The organism is Colwellia sp. F1, from assembly GCF_056238625.1.
Genome location: NZ_JBWDLI010000006.1, coordinates 122,519 through 140,878 on the forward strand (window position 1 = coordinate 122,519; position 18,360 = coordinate 140,878).

Annotated in this window: 15 protein-coding genes; 9 read left to right on the forward strand and 6 right to left on the reverse strand. The window is 40.1% G+C overall.

What is annotated here, in order from left to right:
• The first annotated feature begins 113 nt into the window (after positions 1 to 113).
• Positions 114 to 3,575 carry a PAS domain-containing hybrid sensor histidine kinase/response regulator gene (locus tag AC0UA9_RS07540; RefSeq protein ID WP_475659076.1) on the forward strand — a complete coding sequence of 1,154 codons (3,462 nt, stop codon included), beginning with the start codon at positions 114 to 116 and terminating at the stop codon, positions 3,573 to 3,575.
• Positions 3,576 to 3,661: 86 nt separating this feature from the next.
• Here AC0UA9_RS07540 and AC0UA9_RS07545 read toward each other — a convergent pair whose 3' ends face one another.
• The 4 genes from AC0UA9_RS07545 to AC0UA9_RS07560 form a co-directional block, all read right to left on the reverse strand.
• Positions 3,662 to 4,333, reverse strand: coding sequence for a type 2 periplasmic-binding domain-containing protein (locus AC0UA9_RS07545; protein WP_475659077.1), 672 nt, complete (start codon positions 4,331 to 4,333; stop codon positions 3,662 to 3,664).
• A 224-nt stretch (positions 4,334 to 4,557) separates the two neighbouring features.
• Positions 4,558 to 5,223, reverse strand: a complete 666-nt coding sequence (locus AC0UA9_RS07550; protein ID WP_475659078.1) for a response regulator transcription factor — start codon at positions 5,221 to 5,223, stop codon at positions 4,558 to 4,560.
• A gap of 168 nt (positions 5,224 to 5,391) precedes the next feature.
• The gene (locus tag AC0UA9_RS07555; protein WP_475659079.1) at positions 5,392 to 7,692 is read right to left on the reverse strand and encodes a TonB-dependent receptor; all 2,301 of its coding nucleotides are present in this window, start codon (positions 7,690 to 7,692) and stop codon (positions 5,392 to 5,394) included.
• A 134-nt stretch (positions 7,693 to 7,826) separates the two neighbouring features.
• A complete protein-coding gene (locus tag AC0UA9_RS07560; protein WP_475659080.1) occupies positions 7,827 to 8,882 on the reverse strand; it encodes an extracellular catalytic domain type 1 short-chain-length polyhydroxyalkanoate depolymerase in 1,056 nt (351 codons plus the stop codon).
• 145 nt (positions 8,883 to 9,027) lie between these two features.
• Here AC0UA9_RS07560 and AC0UA9_RS07565 point away from each other — a divergent pair, with 145 nt between their 5' ends.
• Together AC0UA9_RS07565 and AC0UA9_RS07570 are read left to right on the forward strand one after the other, a co-directional pair.
• Complete coding sequence (locus AC0UA9_RS07565; RefSeq protein ID WP_475659081.1) at positions 9,028 to 10,098, forward strand: HlyD family secretion protein; 1,071 nt, start codon at positions 9,028 to 9,030, stop codon at positions 10,096 to 10,098.
• A 10-nt stretch (positions 10,099 to 10,108) separates the two neighbouring features.
• On the forward strand, positions 10,109 to 11,152 hold the full coding sequence (locus AC0UA9_RS07570) for an FUSC family protein (RefSeq protein WP_475659082.1): 1,044 nt from the start codon (positions 10,109 to 10,111) through the stop codon (positions 11,150 to 11,152).
• 121 nt (positions 11,153 to 11,273) lie between these two features.
• Here AC0UA9_RS07570 and greB read toward each other — a convergent pair whose 3' ends face one another.
• The gene (gene greB, locus AC0UA9_RS07575) at positions 11,274 to 11,741 is read right to left on the reverse strand and encodes a transcription elongation factor GreB (protein WP_475659083.1); all 468 of its coding nucleotides are present in this window, start codon (positions 11,739 to 11,741) and stop codon (positions 11,274 to 11,276) included.
• Between the two features lie 26 nt (positions 11,742 to 11,767).
• Positions 11,768 to 12,640, reverse strand: coding sequence for a peptidylprolyl isomerase (locus AC0UA9_RS07580; RefSeq protein WP_475659084.1), 873 nt, complete (start codon positions 12,638 to 12,640; stop codon positions 11,768 to 11,770).
• Positions 12,641 to 12,751: 111 nt separating this feature from the next.
• On the opposite strand from AC0UA9_RS07580, the gene AC0UA9_RS07585 reads away from it, so the two are divergent.
• From AC0UA9_RS07585 to rpoZ, 6 genes are all read left to right on the forward strand, one after another.
• Positions 12,752 to 13,462: a DUF445 family protein gene (locus tag AC0UA9_RS07585; RefSeq protein ID WP_475659085.1), complete on the forward strand. Its 711-nt coding sequence runs from the start codon at positions 12,752 to 12,754 to the stop codon at positions 13,460 to 13,462.
• A gap of 262 nt (positions 13,463 to 13,724) precedes the next feature.
• Positions 13,725 to 14,471, forward strand: coding sequence for an Eco47II family restriction endonuclease (locus AC0UA9_RS07590; RefSeq protein WP_475659086.1), 747 nt, complete (start codon positions 13,725 to 13,727; stop codon positions 14,469 to 14,471).
• Positions 14,468 to 15,790: a DNA (cytosine-5-)-methyltransferase gene (gene dcm, locus AC0UA9_RS07595; protein ID WP_475659087.1), complete on the forward strand. Its 1,323-nt coding sequence runs from the start codon at positions 14,468 to 14,470 to the stop codon at positions 15,788 to 15,790. Before AC0UA9_RS07590 ends, dcm begins: the two co-directional genes overlap by 4 nt.
• Before the next feature lie 159 nt (positions 15,791 to 15,949).
• A complete protein-coding gene (locus AC0UA9_RS07600; RefSeq protein ID WP_475659088.1) occupies positions 15,950 to 17,140 on the forward strand; it encodes an amino acid aminotransferase in 1,191 nt (396 codons plus the stop codon).
• 49 nt (positions 17,141 to 17,189) lie between these two features.
• Positions 17,190 to 17,822, forward strand: a complete 633-nt coding sequence (gene gmk / locus AC0UA9_RS07605; protein ID WP_475659089.1) for a guanylate kinase — start codon at positions 17,190 to 17,192, stop codon at positions 17,820 to 17,822.
• 163 nt (positions 17,823 to 17,985) lie between these two features.
• Complete coding sequence (gene rpoZ / locus AC0UA9_RS07610) at positions 17,986 to 18,273, forward strand: DNA-directed RNA polymerase subunit omega (RefSeq protein ID WP_475659090.1); 288 nt, start codon at positions 17,986 to 17,988, stop codon at positions 18,271 to 18,273.
• The last annotated feature ends 87 nt before the right edge of the window (positions 18,274 to 18,360 follow it).

Below are 18,360 nucleotides of genomic sequence, written 5' to 3' on the forward strand. Positions count from 1 at the left end.
TTTGCTTTAGTGCATGCTATGCTTAAAAATTAAATTATCTGTAGGTGTCAGTGCATAATGCTGAAGTTATCGGATAAGCATTTCTCCCAAAAAAAGACACTGAGGAATTTTTATTGTTAGTTTGGCTTTCCCTTGACACATGGCTTATCTCCTTTTTATCGATTGCTTATTTGCTGTTACTTTTTGTGGTCGCTTATTGTGGGCAAAAACAAAGTAATAAAAAGTGGCTTTCTCGCCCTTGGGTATACAGCCTGTCACTAGGGGTTAGCTGTACCTCTTGGGCGTTTTACGGTACCGTTGGCCAAAGCGCTACCACTGGTGCTTGGCTTGCCCCGCTTTATATAGGTTCAATTTTATGTTTTGTTTTAGCTTGGCCAATGTTGCTAAGAATACTGCGTATAACTAAAGCACAAAACCTCACCTCAATTGCCGACTTTATTGCTTGTCGGTATGACCGTTCTCCGGTGATTGCTGCTACGGTTACTATTGTTGCCTTACTTGGCACCATTCCCTATATAGCCCTGCAGTTACGAGCCATTAGTAAAAGTTTTGATTTATTAACCGGCTCTTATCAATCAGGTATTAGTACGACCTTTGTTGTTACCCTGGTCCTTATTGTGTTTAGTGTATTGTTTGGTGCAAGACAAGTAGTGGCCAATAAACAAAACCAAGGTTTATTATTAGCGATAGCTTTTAGCTCAATCATTAAACTATTTGCGTTAACCGCTGTGGGCATTTTTGCCACTTTTTTTGTTTTCGACGGTATTAGTGATTTGCTTGCTCAAGCAGAAAGCATGAAACAAATACAAAAAACCACGCCAGAAAGTAGTATTTATTTTGCAATTTCACAAGCCATACTGGGCATGATTACTATTTTCATTTTACCGCAGCAATACCACATGTTGATGATAGAAAACCATAGTGAAAATGAACTCAGAAGTGCGCGTTACCTCTACCCTTTATACTTTATTGCTATCAACATTTTTGTCTTACCCATAGCCCTAGCCGGACAAAGCTTATTTCCTGGCGGCAATGTTGACGCCGACACTTACGTCATCACTATTCCATTATTTTTTCAACAAGCCTGGTTAGGTGGCTTAGCTTATATAGGTGGTTTAGCCGCTGCAACTAGCATGGTTATTGTCGCTACTATAGTACTGAGTACCATGGTGGCGACTGAAATTGTTAACCCATTTTTATTACACCACAACAGTTTGATCAGTATACAAAAAACGCAGCTTTCTAGTACTTTATTAAATATACGCCGTGTAGCCATTGCATTGTTACTATTATTAGCCCTAGGCTTTGAACGTATTATTGACCAACAAAACCACCTTGCCACCATAGGTTTATTATCCTTTGTGTTACTCTCGCAATTAGCGCCACTTGTTATTGGTGCTTTGTACTGGCGAAAAGCCACCACTAAGGCTGCTTTAATTAGTTTAATTGTTGGCAGCACCATTTGGCTATATACTTTGTTGCTGCCCACTATGCTGCCTAACGCTACTTGGCTGCATTCAGGCCCGTGGGGGCTAACTTGGCTTAAACCCTATGCACTCTTTGGGGTTGCATCACTTGATCATATTAGCCACGGTTTACTCTTTAGCTTGTTTGCCAGCACCAGTTGCTTTATTATTATTTCTCTCTTTACTAACCGCAGTGTTTCAGAAAAATTACAGACTGAACTCTTCACTTATCAGCAGCCTGGTACATTAGATTACCAACTATCAACCAAAGATTTATACCATTTACTACAACGTTTTATTGATGATAAAGCGGCAAAAACATTTCTGAATAACCATGCAAAACAACTCTCAAGCAACACCGCGAGCAGTGACTTAATTGAATATACACGCTTACAATTATCAAGTGTTCTAGGCTCGGCTTCTACCCGCATGGTAATGAAAGCGATTACCACCAAGCAAGGCATGCCATTACAAGAAGTGGTCAATATTGTTGATGAAGCAAATAAGCTTTTTCAGTTTAACCGTGAACTGCTACAAGCGGGCGTTGAAAACATAGAGCAAGGTATTAGTGTCGTTGACGCAGATATGCGCTTAGTTGCTTGGAATAAGCGCTATGTTGAACTACTGAACTACCCCGAAGGTTTTGTTTGTGCTGGAAAGCCCATTGCAGACCTAATACGATTTAATGCTGAGCGTGGCATTATCGTCACTAACAACAAAACAGATAAAAGCAGTAGTAATGACAATGACGACTTTATTAAACGACGCATTCGTCATATGCGTCAAGGCAACAATCACCATTTTCAGCGGGAAATGCCCAACGGTATAGTCCTAGAAATACGTGGTCAAGCTATGCCAGGTGGTGGGTTTGTTAGTACTTACTCCGACATTACCGCCCACATTGAAACAGCCAACGCCCTCCAACAAGCCAATGATAATCTAGAGCAAAGAGTAGCCGAACGCACCCAAGAGTTAAGTAAAGCCAAAGCGGAGGCTGAAGCTGCTAACACCAGTAAAAGCCGTTTTTTAGCGGCTGCGAGCCATGATTTAATGCAACCTTTTAATGCCATGTCATTATTTACTAATATGCTAAATAAAAAAGCAAAAGATACCGACTTAAAAGAGCTCGCCAATAACATCCAAAATTCGCTGACGGCAGCAGAAAGCTTACTATCAGATTTAGTCGAAATTTCAAGATTGGACAACAGCTCACAAAAAATTGAACCACACTGTTTTTTAATTGACGACTTACTCAGCCCTTTAAGCAAAGAGTTCACTGTGTTGGCCCAGCAAGCCAATTTAAAGTTTAGCTATGTGAAATCAAGCTGCGCAGTAGAAACAGACCCTATTTTACTACGTCGTATCATTCAAAACTTTTTAACAAACGCTATTAATTATTGCCCACAAACCAACCGCCAAGGCAAAGTATTGCTAGGCATTCAGCGCCGAAAAGAAAATATCATTATTAATGTGTTAGACAACGGGCCAGGCATACCAAAAGATAAACACGAGATGATTTTCAAAGAATTTGAGCGTTTAAATGAAAACCAAACCAGTGCTGGCCTTGGGCTAGGTTTGGCGATTTCAGACCGCATTGCTAAATTATTAGGCTTGACTATTTCACTCACCTCAACCGAGGGCAAAGGCACTTGCTTTAGTATTGTATTACCACGTAGTGACACGACTGAGCCGAAACAAGCAACACAGAAGTCCGCCTCACTTGCGTCGGGTAAAAATGAATTTACACATTTACAAGTGCTATTAATTGACAACGAAGTACTAATGTTAACGGCTATACAAGCGCAATTAGAGGAATGGGGCTGTCACGTCATAACAGCTAAAGATGAAAAGAGCTTAACAAGCGCGCTAGCCAACCAACAATTTATCCCAGCTATTATTATTTCTGATTATCATTTAGATCATGATAAAAATGGGGTAGATCTTGTAGAAAAATCGCTTAATCAATACCACTGGCAAACACCGGTAATTATTTGTTCAGCAGACCCTTCTGAGCAGGTAAGAGAGCACACAAGTCAGGCGAAGTTTAATTTTATGCGTAAACCAATCAAAGCCTTAGCACTGAAAAAACTAATGCGACAACTATTATAACAAGCCGTGATTAAAGCGCTAAATCAGTATGGTTTTAGCCATATTAGCAGAGCAGAAACAATTGCTAATGTGCCTTTTTTTACGTGCTAACGCGCCATAGTTAGCTTATCTTTACCTTTGATCACTTTTTTTAATGCCTCGTTTAACCTGGGAATTAATGCAGCATGTCTTTTATTTAACACGTGATAAACATCGGCTCTTTTAACTTCAACTGTTTGGAACTTTTTTCTCAACTCTACCATTTTTGTGGTGGTATCGTCACCAAAAAAAATGTAGTCAACCCGTCCTAAGTATAACATTTCCGTTGTTTTTGCTTTAGAGGTAATTAAGGTGATTTGGGCCGCAAGTGGCGTAATATTTTCAATAAGACTTTGGGTATAATGCGAAGCTAACCGTGCTTCTTTATTTAGCAACACAGATTGACTGCAAGGAACATTTTTAGCACACGCTAAGAAAAAGCTGAGGGTTGATAAAGGCGTTGGTACATGCACAATATTTTCATAATCTTTCGTAGGGAGTAACACTTTGGCAGCATCGGCATCAAAAATCCCCTCATTTAAATTTTTAATAGATCTGTGGGTATTACTAACAGAAGAAAGCTCTATCTCAATCCCGGCTTCTTTATACATGGCTTTAATTAAGGGTAAATATAAGCTTTCAACAGCTGGGTGCCCTACATGAGATACCGTGAGTTTTTTAGCTGTTGCTATGGTGAAAGCCGTATTCACGAATAAGAGCATCGCGAGTATAAAACTCATAAAACGCATCGTTTACCTTCCTTGCCTTTAAAAGAACCGCGGGACATGAGGGTTTGCATCATAGCGATTGTTTGCGCGACAAGCAACAACAATGATTAATTACCAACCAAAGTTAACACAAAAAACATACCGACCTTTTAGTTTATTTACTGCATAAATAACTGCACATAATCACGTAAAGACAGAGCCCACTAGTGTGTTATCAAGCTTTTTTCTAACCTAGGTTACAAGGAAGCATTTTCTTTTGGCGCTAACATCAACTGTTGGTATACCAAGCCCGCTTGAGTTCGGTTATAAACACCCAGTTGCAATAATATCGCTGACACATGTTTTTTAACGGTATTCTCTTTTATGTCTAAAAGACCGGCAATTTGTTTATTTAATTGTCCGTCTGCAATCAAGGCCAGCACTGTATATTGCTGCGGTGTTAATTGCGCTAATTGTTGCGCTAATTTTTTATGCTTTTGTGCTAACTCATTATCTTTATTAATCGGCATATTTTCTGGTAACCAGGTGCCACCGCCAAGCACCACAGTAATTGCTTGTGCAATCATTGCTAAATCCACTGATTTAGGAATAAACGCCGCTGCGCCAAAGTTAATGGCTTTTTGCATAATGTCGGGGTTTTCGTCTGACGACACCATAATAACAATTAAATCAGAATGATTATTTTGTAATTGAGTTAACCCGGTAAAACCATCATTGCCCGGCATGTGTAAATCTAAAAATACAATTTCTAACGCGGGTGCTTGGGCGATTACCTCAAGTAAACTGTCAAAACTTGATGCCTCTTCAATACCTGCGTCAGGCATACAGTCAAACACGGCTTGCTTGAGTGCCGTACGGAACAACGGGTGATCATCGGCGATAGCGACTTTTGCTTGGTTCATACAACACCTTTTGCTAAGAAGTTATAGTTTATGTGCTTTATCTTTACTGGCATAAAGCTCAATCTACCTAAGCTAATATAACAGTAAACAATATTAATACTATCAAAAAAAAAGCTGGTACATACCAGCTTTTTATCTTGCATTATCACTTGCGAGTTGCAACCGCTCTTAGAAACGGTAACCCACGGTTAAGTGTGCAGTCATTGGGTCATTGTAGTAAGCAACTAAAGTGGTGTCGCCACCTGTCCCAGGGGTATAATTACCATCATCATCTTGACCCACGAAGGTATAACCGCCAACCTTAGCCTCTTCGTCTGTGATGTTTTTCAAATGAATACCACCATACCAGTTACCTTCCATACTTTCCCAAGTCACACTGGCATTAAGTGTCCCGTAGCCGTCTTGAACTAACATGTCACTGTCTTCAAATAAGAAGTAATCATCACGGTAGTAGTAACCACCAGTAAAGATAAAGTAACCTACATCAGTATCCATAGTGTAGTTAGCCGCTAAGTTCATGGTGTACTTAGGTGTATTTGCAATACCGACTAATGGATCTTTTAATGTTTCCTCTTCTTCAATTTCAAGATCAATATATCCCATTGAAAAATCAATTCTTAGGTTATCCGTTGCCGCATAAGTTATTTCAGCTTCAAGACCATGTCCGTTCGAGCCTTTAATGTTACGTAAGTTTTGAGCTAAAGTACCTTCCGGAGCATCTGGATCAATGGTAATGTATTGACGATCTTTATGCTCTAAAGCAAATACAGTGATGTTAGTACGTAAAACAGAATTCCAATCTTTCTTAATACCAAGTTCAAGTGAATCTAATATTTCAGGGTTCGCTGCTTCTTCATTGCCACTAGCGCGTGGGTTAAAGGTGCCTGATTTAAAACCTTGTGAATAACTGGCAAAAATCATGGTATCAGAATCAAGCTGGTACTCGACGCCAAGCCTTGGGGTAAAACGCGACCAACTTGCTACTTTAGGTGCATCTAAAGTGCCATCGCCATTAGTGTCGGTACCTAAGACTCTAGGGAAAGAAACATCGCCTCTTACATAACCAGGGATCCAACCATCAGTAGGATAGATATTTGTAAGTGCTGTGCCAGTCTCTACGTAGGCTGATTTTTCTTCATCGGTGTAGCGCCCGCCCACCGTTAATGAAAGTTTTTCAGTAATATCAATACTACCTTGTACATATGCCGCGACACTCTTACTGTCGTTACAGCCAGATACTTCAAGCGTATAACCATCTGCACCTATTCCTCTACCTAGGTGTCCTAAAATAGCATCAAATACACCACAAGACTCGCCGTCATAAGCATAAATGCCGCTGACAATAGTAAAGCCATCACCTATATAGTTTGCTTGTAATTCGTGGCTAGTATTTTCATCATCGTATATCGCTGGTACGTCAAAAACATCTACGGGCGTGTTATCAAAGTCAATGTTAGTAATTGAAATACCTTCTCGAGAGGTGCCCACGTATTTTAATGATAACTCATTAGTCGCCTGCCATTCTGCCATAAAGCTAAAACCTTCGAGCTCAACAGAGTTAGCAGTAGGCAAACTGGTGTAAGAGTCATAAACGCTGTCAGGTTTAGGGGCATCAGTTACAATACTTGGTAATAAACGATAACCGCCCTTTGCATTTGAGTCATCCGACGTTTTATCCCACGCTACCCGCATAAATAGATTATCTGTTGGGTGGTATTCTAAGGTTAGGCGCGACACTGACAAATCTTTATTGTAGTTTTCTTTACTTTGGTCAGGTAATGCTGACACTAAAAATTCACCAAAACCATCTCGGTTGAGTTCAGCATGGCCAAAGCCAAGAAATAACTTATCTTCAACTAATGGCACTTGACCGGTTACTTTCAAGTCTCTTTGATTATAACTACCCAAAGTGCCCTCAATGTTAAACTCTGTCTCACCAGACATTTGCTTGGTCACGTACTTTACCGCACCACCAATGGTGTTTTTACCGTAAAGTGTTCCTTGTGGGCCGCGCAGTACTTCAACACGCTCTACATCTAATAAATCAAGCACAGCCCCTTGTGGTCTCGCCATATATACGTCGTCAATATAAATACCGACACCGGGTTCATAACCCCACAATGGATCTTGCTGACCAACACCACGAATAAACGCTGTCAGTGTAGAGTTGGTACCACGGCTATTTTGTAGCGTAGTATTCGGTGAGAAACGTTGTATTTCAGTAATCACTGAGATGCCATTTTCAGCAAGTTCAGCTGAGCCAATTGATGTCACCGCCACAGGTACCGATTGTAAGCTTTCTACCGACTTACGTGCTGTTACTTCAATATGCTCTAGGCCTTTTTCTTTTACTGCAGGAGCGTTGGTTGCTTCTTGTGCCAATGCAACATTAGTCGTTAATGCTGTTGCAATTGCTAACGCAATATAACTTCTTTTGCTATAACTTTTTTTGCTGTGAGAACGTTTCATAATGAACCCTTATTTAATAATTATTGTGTTATTGGTGAGTGCGTTTATATTTTTAGTGCCGCTGTTTTACCAACTGATATCACTCTATACGATTAACTTATAAAAATAATTAGCACTATGGTGCCATACGTAATCTATTGTTTTATTTTGCTTTTCTTAATAATTTTTTGTAAACCCCAAAATTCAACCACATGTTTGGCTGTACTCAATGGCGAAGCAAGCACATAGTCTGCAACCTCACCACCATTAACAACTTTTGGATTGACCATAATTCCATGGTTTCGATCCGCTACTTCAACTAATTGCACTTGTACTTCCTTACCTTTGTGCCAATTGGTCATGGTATAGCCCCGCTTTTCCTTAATAACAGGCGTTGAAACTCCCGTTGATAATTGCGCCCACTGGGTCGCAAGCGCTGATGAGTTTAATGGGTTAACAATGCTGTCATTCGTGCCAGTCCACACCGATAATTGAGGCCAAGCTGTACGTTGTGGTTGTATTTTTTTAACCAATGAGACTAACTCTGCTTCTGTTTGCGATGGACCATTTCTCATGCAAGAGATCCCCGTAAGCAAGCCGTCAGCACACGGAAAAGGAATACCCGCAACCACAGCGCCAGCGGTAAAAATTTCAGGATAATTCACTAATAAGCCGCTAGCCATGGCACCACCAGCAGACAAACCTATGATATAAACTTTTTCGCTAGCCAGTGTTTGCTTTAACGTCGTGATCATGTTTTTAATTGATAATGTTTCGCCTTTATCTTTGGTGAAATCATCGGCTGAATACCAATTAAAACAATGTTTAATGTTGTTTGATACAGCTTGCTGGGGTAGTAGTAGCGCAAAATTATGTTGTTTTGCTAAACCGGCTAAGCCACTTTGTTGCGCCAGATTTTCTGCTTGTTGTGCGCAGCCATGTAGTAATACCACCAGTGCTGGCGACTGGCTATTCGCCTTGGGCGTGTAATAACTGGCGCTTAGCTCGCCAGGGTTTTCACCAAAGCTGTTTAATTCAACAAATTGCGCCAATGCTGGCTGGCTTACGAGCAGTAATGCAATGGCCATAAAGGAGGTTTTTAGGTGTTTTATTATTGATAAAATTGTAGGCATAATAAGATAACCAAAATGAGAAGGTAGCTTAATCATGCGTAAAATGGGTACAGGAGGCAATGGTACTTTAGTTCTCAATTGACTCTGCCTTAACGCGCGTTTGGTATTGTCTGTTGTGGGTGGTTTGCCTATAAGTTGCCTAGTCTATAACTATTTACTCAAAAACGTGATGCAGCATTAATGCTATCTATTTATTGACAATATAAACAAGGAAAAATCACCAATGGCAGCAGCAAAACCTCGTAAGATAACATTAGGCATCATTGGCCTTTTATTAATATTAGTTGTTTTATACGCACTTAGCGATGCTTACACGCCAAGCTCTTCAAGAGGTATAGTATCGGCCAATGTGGTAGAACTAGCCCCGCGAGTTAGCGGTGAAGTGACTCAAATTCATGTTATTGACGACGCGGCTGTAGAAGCGGGCACACCGCTTTTTAGTATTGACGCTTATCCTTATGAATTGGCCGTACGCCAAGCAGAAGCAAACCTAGAAATGGCACTGCAAAATGTTAACGCCTCTAGTGCTTCTATTGTTGCGGCGCAGTCAACGGTCACTCAAGCGCAAGTAAACCGAGATAACTTACGGATAGAATTACAGCGCATTATGCGCTTGGAAGACAGAGGCTTAGCTGCTAAAGCCCAAAGTGATAACGCTAAAGCCAGTGTTGCTGACGCAGAAGCTAAACTAGTCACGGCCAAGGCTAATTTAGCGAGTGCAAAGGCCGCTTTAGGCCCTATCGGAGCAGACAACCCGAATGTTGCTGTCGCTTCTGTTGCTTTAGCGCGAGCCCAGTACGATTTAGTATCAACCACAGTAAAAGCGCCACATAAAGGTGTTGTTACCAATGTCAATCTATCGCAAGGTCAGTTTATTAGTGCCGGCAGCCCAATACTTACCTATATTGATGCCGACGCTGCTTGGATAACCATAGATTTACGTGAAAACCAATTAAGGTTTGTTAACAAAGATGATGACGTTGATGTTTTATTTGACGCCGTACCCGGCCAAATATTCAAGGCAAAAGTTGCCAGTATTGCTTGGGGAATAAGCGCCGGCAGGGCAAGCCAAGGCGGCTTAATTGTTAACCAAACAGAAAGCCGCTGGTTCGAGCCTGCCAGACGTATTCCAGTAAAAATTGAGTTAGCCGATGGTATGCAAGCATGGCCTAAAAATGTCCGGGTTGGTGGCAAGGTGCATGCGGTTATTTATGCTAAAGGTAGCAATAACCCGCTAAGCTGGGCAGCAATGCTATTACAACGATTGCGTTCATTTGGCTCATATATCTACTAGGCGATAATTTATGTATGTAACGCCAGCACCCTCAGCACTTGACGACCCACTTTATGCAATACGCCTAGCGGCAACCGGCGTATTAGCATTTTTAGCAGTGACTATATTAAACCCAGGGTTACCGCCATTAATTGCTGCTTTGCCTATCGGTTTAGTGGCCGGGCAGCGTAAAGCGTTTAATCTAACAAAAGCAATAGCAGGCCCTATTACCATTATTATTCTTGTTTGGTTAATGTCAGAGTTGATCGGCTTTTTACGGCCACTGCCTGCAGTATACATAGTCAGTATTTGGTTGATTTATTTAGGTAGTTTTTATTTAATTTTAAAAAGTGGCGCGCAAGCCGGCATGTTAATTATTGTGATCACCGTACTGATGTCAGTCATGGGTATGCACGGTATGGCAAGCTTAGAGGCTACTAGAGACGGGTTCATTCAAGCCGCAATAGTGTCTTTAATTATTACACCCATAGTTTTTATGCTTTTTCCTCCGCGCACCAAAGAAAAACATATCGATACGCCTATGCCAACTGAAGGCAACATTGCTGTAGGCGCTGCTATTCGGGCAAGCGTATTAATTATGCTTAGCTTTTGGTTATACTCAGTGATGACCAGCGCCGACATTATGTTAGCGATTATTGCCGCCATGGTTATTGTATTTCCAACTAAAGAAGCCGTTTATTTTGAAGCAAGCCAACGTATTCGTGCCACTTTTTATGGTAGTGCGATGGCCTTATCTATTTTAGTCGCTTTTACTTTTGCCCCCCACTTACCCATTTTATTATTGCTTATATTTTGGGGCGGGGTATGGCTTGGCAATAAAATGCTCTACGGTAAAAGACCCAGTATGGTGTATCAATACGCGTATTCCGTTGCGCTCGCGCTTGTGGCTGGGGCTGTTACCACTCAAGACCCAACCTATGCCACCTTCACACGGGTAGTGCTGACGGTTATTGGTGCTACAGTAGCGGCAGGCCTTGTTGCACTTTTAGATGCCACAACTCGCTGGTCAAAAATACCCGAGCCAACAAATAAAAACGGTGAAGCTGAGGCATAGTAAGAGATATAGTGTCTATGCTAAAATTGCTAGAGGCACTACAGTCGCTATAGGCACAGCAAGGTAACCAAAATAGCTTGGTGATTAAGGTGCAACGCCAATAGGTCAAAAGCTTAATAAATCAATAGATAATCGTTAACACTGTCCAATATTTTTCGCCTGAGGGTGTTGTTACCACGGCTTCATCGTCTACCTCTTTTTTTAATAACGCGCGCGCCATCGGTGAGTCGATAGAAATATAATCCTTACGGCCAAAAATTTCATCTGGTCCAACTATTTTAAACCTCAGTTGTTCACCCTCTTCATTTTCAAGCGTAACCCAAGCACCAAAAAACACTTTACCGTCTTGCTGGGGGTTATAGTCAATTACCTTAATGTCTTCTAAGCGCTTTGTTAAGTAACGTACACGGCGATCAATTTCTCTTAAACGCTTTTTATTGTACTGATAATCTGCATTTTCAGAGCGGTCCCCAAGGCTCGCTGCCCATGACACTTTTTTAGTCGTTTCAGGGCGTTCAACCTTCCAAAGGTGCGTTAATTCTTTTTGCAGTAGTTCGTAACCTTCGCGGGTAATTAAATTTGTTTTCATCTATTTTGTCTCAGAGCATAAACTTGTTATTTCACTAAACGGCTTCTAATTGGCACTTGGCAAACATCTAATACAGGCGGCGGTTTTTTATAAAAAAAATCACCTTCTCTGGCACGACGTTTTGCTAAGCGTTCTGCAAATTTTATCGCCTCTGTATTTTCAACTTCAATAATAATACGGTCTTGTTTCGCTACATCCGCCATTAACTGCATACTAACAATAGGCGTGTGATCTCGGCTATCAACCGCATATTCCCCCTCAATGGTTGAGGTTCGCTTAATGGCTTGAATATGTTCCATACCATAAACAACGCGGCCAAAAATGGTCATTATTTTATCTAAGTAGCGTGGCGCTTGGCCAATAACCACATAAAAGTGGCTAGAGGCAGAATCAGCTTCATTGCCTCGTGCCATAGCGAGCGTACCAGGGCAATGCGTTAGCCAAGCACTACCGTCATTATCACTCGCTAGTGCAAAGCCGTTGTTAACACCCGTTTTTTTGGCAAATAAGTCATTGTTTTGTACCAGCGTAAAAGCCTGTTTTGTATCAAGCGTAAATGTTTCCTCTATCGCCAATAAAGGCACTGATTTATCTTTAACGCTACCCTCCTTTGGCCCCGCTTGGGCAACAAAGCCATCAATAACGCGATAAAATTGGGTGCCATCATAAAAAGATTTTTTAACTAGTGCAGAAAATTGCTCAACATGCTTGGGTGAAAATTGTGGCGCTAATTCAATCACCACTTTACCGTGTGGCAAAGTCATTAATACTGTGTTATTCAAATCTAAAGACCGCCACTGTTGTTCAGAAGCATTACAGGCATGAATAAAAAAAAGTGATAGTAAAATAAGTAGTTTGGTCATTATTGAGTACGTCATTTTGCTTTTATCAATTTTCATTGTTGTCTTATTTTAGCAAGGTAAATTCAATGCTATCATAGCATTGAAAAATAACCTTGATAAAAAGCTAAAGCAAACACTGAAAGTAAATATTTGATCACGGAGCCGTTAATGAACAAAAGTATTATCACCAATTTAATTGCCTTAATTGCTACTTTATTAGGTTTTTACCTCGCCAATGCTATTTTATACACTGTAGGGTTATTTGCGTTATCTGGCGCTATCACCAATTGGTTAGCGATTCATATGCTATTTGAAAAGGTGCCGTTACTCTATGGCTCTGGCGTGATCCCAGCCCGTTTTGAAGAGTTCAAATTAGCGATCCGTGCGTTAATGATGGAGCAATTTTTTACCAAAGAAAATATTGACCGCTTTTTATCAACCGGCTCAGGTGCGGCAAGTAGCATTGACTTAACGCCCGTGATAGAAAAAATAGATTTAACTCCGGCTTTTAACAATTTAGTCGCGGTTATTGAAGAATCTTCATTCGCGCCTATGTTAGCCATGGTAGGCGGCAGTGAAGCGTTACAACCAATGAAAGCACCTTTTATTGAAAAGATGAAACAATCAATACAAGAAATCAGCCAAAGTGAGCAATTTTCTACCTTACTTAGGGAAGAGTTAGAACAGCCAGACATGATTGAAAACCTACAAACTAAGGTCAGTGATATAATTGAAAAACGCTTAAACGAATTAACACCGCAATTAGTGAAAGAGATCATTCAAGCGATGATAAAAAAACACTTAGGCTGGTTAGTAGTTTGGGGCGGCGTTTTTGGTGGTATTATTGGTTTAATCGCCGCACTGACCAAACAATTGTAACGGCAACGAAACTCACTTGAAATAATTGAAAAAATAAAACACATGAAGTACTGTGCGTGTTTAATTATTGCTGCTTGAACAAGCAAGACGCTGTAAATCCATCCATGGACGCTCTACACAAGCATCCATGCTTGTAAAGCTTGCTTTTATCAATTCAGCAAAACTTAATCGATTCAAGCACCTGCACTTACAGCAAGATTTAATAACGATATAGCCAGCCTATATTTTACTACTTTTCATACAAACAATGAGTACGCATTAAATGGTTAAAGACTATGGGTTGCCCTTTATTAGTAATGAAGATTTGTTTTTTCATGTAAAAGACACTATTGAGAAATATCGCTTTAAAATAAATCTTAAAGAGTTTAATAAAAATTTAATTGACCCAATAAAGCTCACGTTTGATGCCAAGGTTTACGGTAAGACTATAAAGAATATTATTGAAACTGAATCTATTAGACAGATAGACAAATCCAACACTAACCATATAGGCTACTTCCATCAAAATATTTTTAAATATTTGGGTGACGGTTGGCAAGTACCTGATGAAGGTTACGATGTCATCAATGAGCGTAAAAATATATTTGTCGAAATGAAAAACAAGCACAATACTATGAATTCATCTTCCGCAAAAAATACTTATATAAAAATGCAAAATGAAATTTTAGGGAATGATGAAGCTGTTTGTTACTTAGTCGAAGTGATAGCTAAAAACAGTCAAGATATTATTTGGACAATTAGCCTAAACAAAAGAAAAATGTCTCATAAAAACATCAGACGTATATCTATTGATAAATTTTATCAATTAGTAACTGGAAACGAAAATTCTTTTAAGGAATTATGTCAAGTTCTCCCTACTGTGATTGACGATGTCATTGCATCTATTGATATGGGAAAAATTGAAGGTAGCGTATTTACTGAGCTTAAAAACATTTCTCCTAACTTATTAAAAAGCATCTATCTACTTTCTTTTAAAAAATACCAAGGTTTTTCTGAATTAATTTTATGAATACGAAAAAATATACCGTCACTCAAGTATCAAACAGTCTTGGTGTTTCGCAAGCTATCATTGAAGGCTGGGAAAGATCTGGGAAATTAGTTCCTATCCGTAAAGGTAAGGAGGTTTATTATACTGAGGAAATTTTACAGCACCTGGAAATATTTAAGCAATTTAAAAATAGTACTTGGGAACATGAGCAACAGATCAAGCCTGACCGAGATTACACTTCGATTGAGCTTTTTGCTGGTGCAGGTGGGCTTGCTTTAGGTTTAGAAGAAGCAGGGTTTAAAGTTGCCTTGCTGAATGAAGTAGATAAGCATGCTGGGAATACTTTAAAATTAAATCGCCCAAATTGGAATGTATTGGTTGGTGATGTTGCTAATTTAGACTTCACTCATTTTAAAAATAAAATAGATTTTGTTTCTGGAGGTTTTCCATGCCAAGCCTTCTCCTATGCTGGTAATAAACAAGGCTTTGGTGACACCAGAGGGACATTATTTTTTGAGTTTTCTCGCGCCATCGAAGAAATACAACCCCGTGTTTTCTTAGCTGAAAATGTGCGTGGTTTACTAAACCATGAGAATGGTAGAACTATTGAAACAATTAAACATAAAATTAACGAAATTGGCTACACTTTAATCGAACCCGAAGTATTAAAAGCTATTTATTATCGAGTACCACAAAAGCGTGAGCGCTTATTTCTAATAGGTATTCGTAACGATTTAGCTAAGGATTATCATTTCTCTTGGCCCTCTAAGTTTAAACGAGTTATGACATTAAAAGATGCTTTGAAAAAAGGTGAGCTATTTGAATGTGATGTACCCGAATCACAAGGTCAAACTTATCCAAAAAGAAAAAAAGAAATATTAGATCTTGTGCCTCCAGGTGGTTATTGGCGTAATTTACCAGATGATATACAACGTGAATATATGAAAAAAAGTTATTTTTTAGGTGGTGGAAAAACGGGTATGGCAAGAAGGTTGAGTTGGGATGAACCCAGCTTAACTCTTACCTGTTCACCCGCTCAAAAGCAAACAGAGCGATGTCACCCAACTCAGACCCGCCCCTTAACTGTTAGAGAATATGCACGTATCCAAACATTTCCAGATCATTGGCTTTTTAGTGGCCCCTTAACAAGCCAATATAAACAAATCGGAAATGCTGTTCCTGTTAATTTAGCAAATGCCGTTGGTGCAAGACTTATCGCTCTCTTAAACTCGTTAGAAGTTAATGCTCCGACTGTAACTTATCCTATTCAAGACTGGTCTCAAGATCCTCAGCAGATGAGTTTTTTATGGGAGAAAAGAGCTGAATATTTAGCCCGATAAATAGTCCTGAATTTATCAAATAGAGTTTCTAGTTTAATAACCTTAATTTTGCTAATCATTTGAGCTATGCTGAACTTTCGCTTTTCGTTCGTTATTTTTAATTCAAGGGTGTACAATTTGTTAATATTTGCACCCACCATAATAAGGTAAATCACAACCATGTTTGCTAGCTTAAAAGCTTCACCTGCCGACCCTATTTTAGGCCTATTAGCTAAGTACCGCGAAGACACTAACCCTAAAAAAATTGATTTAGGCGTAGGCGTTTATAAAAATGAAGCCGGTGAAACCACCGTACTTAATTGTGTAAAAAAAGCGGAGCAGCATCGTACTGACACCGAAACCAGCAAGGTTTATATTGGCCCAACTGGCTCTCCTCTGTTTAATGCTGAAATGGCTACACTTATTTTTGGTGCTAACCATAAAGTATTAAATGAAAACCGTGCCCGCACAGTTTCTACTCCTGGTGGCACAGGCGCGTTACGCGTAGCGGCTGAGTTTATAAAATCATGTAAAGCCGGCGCAACTATTTGGGTAAGTAACCCAACATGGGCCAATCATACCGGTTTATTTGAAGCCGCGGGTTTAATTGTAAAAACCTACCCGTATTATGATTACGACAATAAAAATTTAGACTTTGACGGTATGTTAACCGCGCTTAAACAAGTGTCGGCTGACGACGCTGTGTTATTACATGCTTGCTGCCACAATCCAAGTGGTATGGATTTAACCAACGAGCAATGGCAACAAGTGGCAGACGTGGCAAAGTCTGTTGGTTTTACACCGGTCATTGACATGGCTTACCAAGGCTTTGGCCAAGGTTTAGACGAAGACGCTTACGGTTTGCGTCTAATGGCGCAAACCGTAAAAGAAATGGTGGTTTGTAGCTCTTGTTCAAAAAACTTTGGCTTATACCGCGAGCGCATTGGTGCCTGCACGGTAATCGGTGAGTCAAGTCTGCAAGCAGACATCGCTTATTCTGTGGTTTTGTCGGTAATAAGGGTTATTTACTCTATGCCGCCCGCCCATGGTGCAGCCCTAGTTGAAACGATTTTATCGTCTAGCGAATTACGCAATGAATGGTACAGTGAATTAGCACAAATGCGTGACCGTATAAATGGTAACCGCCAACTACTGGTAGATAAATTAAGAGAAAATGGCGTCACACGTGACTTTAGTTTTATTGCCGAACAAGCGGGTATGTTCTCTTTCTTAGGTATAACGCCTGCACAAGTACAGCAACTGCAAGACGAATATAGCATTTATATGGTGGGCTCTAGCCGCATGAGTATTGCCGGTATTGCTAACAGCAACATTGACTACTTAGCGCAATCTATTGCCAAGATTTTATAATAATCGTTACTTCATCTATTTTATCTCTTGTAAAACAAAGGAAAACACTGTGACTGTCCCCGGTAACCTATTTATTCTTTCTGCACCAAGTGGTGCGGGTAAATCTAGCTTAATAAAAGCTATGCTTGAACAGGGTCAAGAAACATCTACCAGACCAATGCAGGTTTCTGTATCGCATACCACGCGCGCGCCGCGCCCTGGAGAAAACAATGGTGAGCATTACCATTTTGTTTCTGTGGATGAGTTTAAGTGCCAAATTAAACAAAATGTTTTTTATGAATATGCCGAGGTGTTTGGCAACTATTATGGCACTTCTGCCGCGGCTATTGATGCGCAACTTGCCCAAGGGATTGATGTGTTTCTTGACATTGATTGGCAAGGAGCACAACAAGTTCGCATGAAAAAACCGTCAGTTACTACCATATTTATTAGCCCACCGTCACGAGAAGTACTAGAAAGTCGTTTACGTGGCCGTGGCCAAGACAGCGAAGCAGTCATCGCTGAACGTATGGCACAAGCACAACAAGAATGCTCTCATTTTCAAGAATTTGACTACATCGTTATTAATGATAATTTTGAACAAGCCTTGGCTGATCTCACTATTATAGTAAATAATCAACGCTTAAAGCGTAGTCAACAAGTGATACAGCATAAAGTGTTACTTGATGAATTAATTTGTTAATTCATTTTTGATTGCTCTAGTTAGCCTTATAAACGCGCTTATTACGTCGTGTTTTACCTATTTTTAAGGTAAAGTGTAGACAAACAAGGCTTTTGCTTGCTAAATGTCTTCGCGGTGCGTAAAATGCACCGCTATTTTATGAATTTTAAGTTGGAGTGATCACATGGCTCGCGTAACTGTTGAAGATGCCGTAGAAAAAATCGGTAATCGTTTTGATTTGGTGCTAGTTGCATCACGTCGTGCTCGTCAAATTGCCACGGGCGGCAAAGACGCTTTGGTTGATATTGAAAATGACAAACCAACGGTATTAGCTTTGCGTGAAATTGAAGCGGGTTTAATTACCACCAGCGTTATGGATACCTCAGATCGCCATGAACAGATTCAGCAAGACACTGCTGAGCTTGATGCCGTTGCTGCAATTGTTGGTAGCCAAACACAAGAATTAGATTAAAAACACGTTTTCAGCTTGTTTTTCATCCACTTTAAAGCGCGTAATCTATTCTGTAATAGTTACGCGTTTTTTATTGCTTTGCATTTG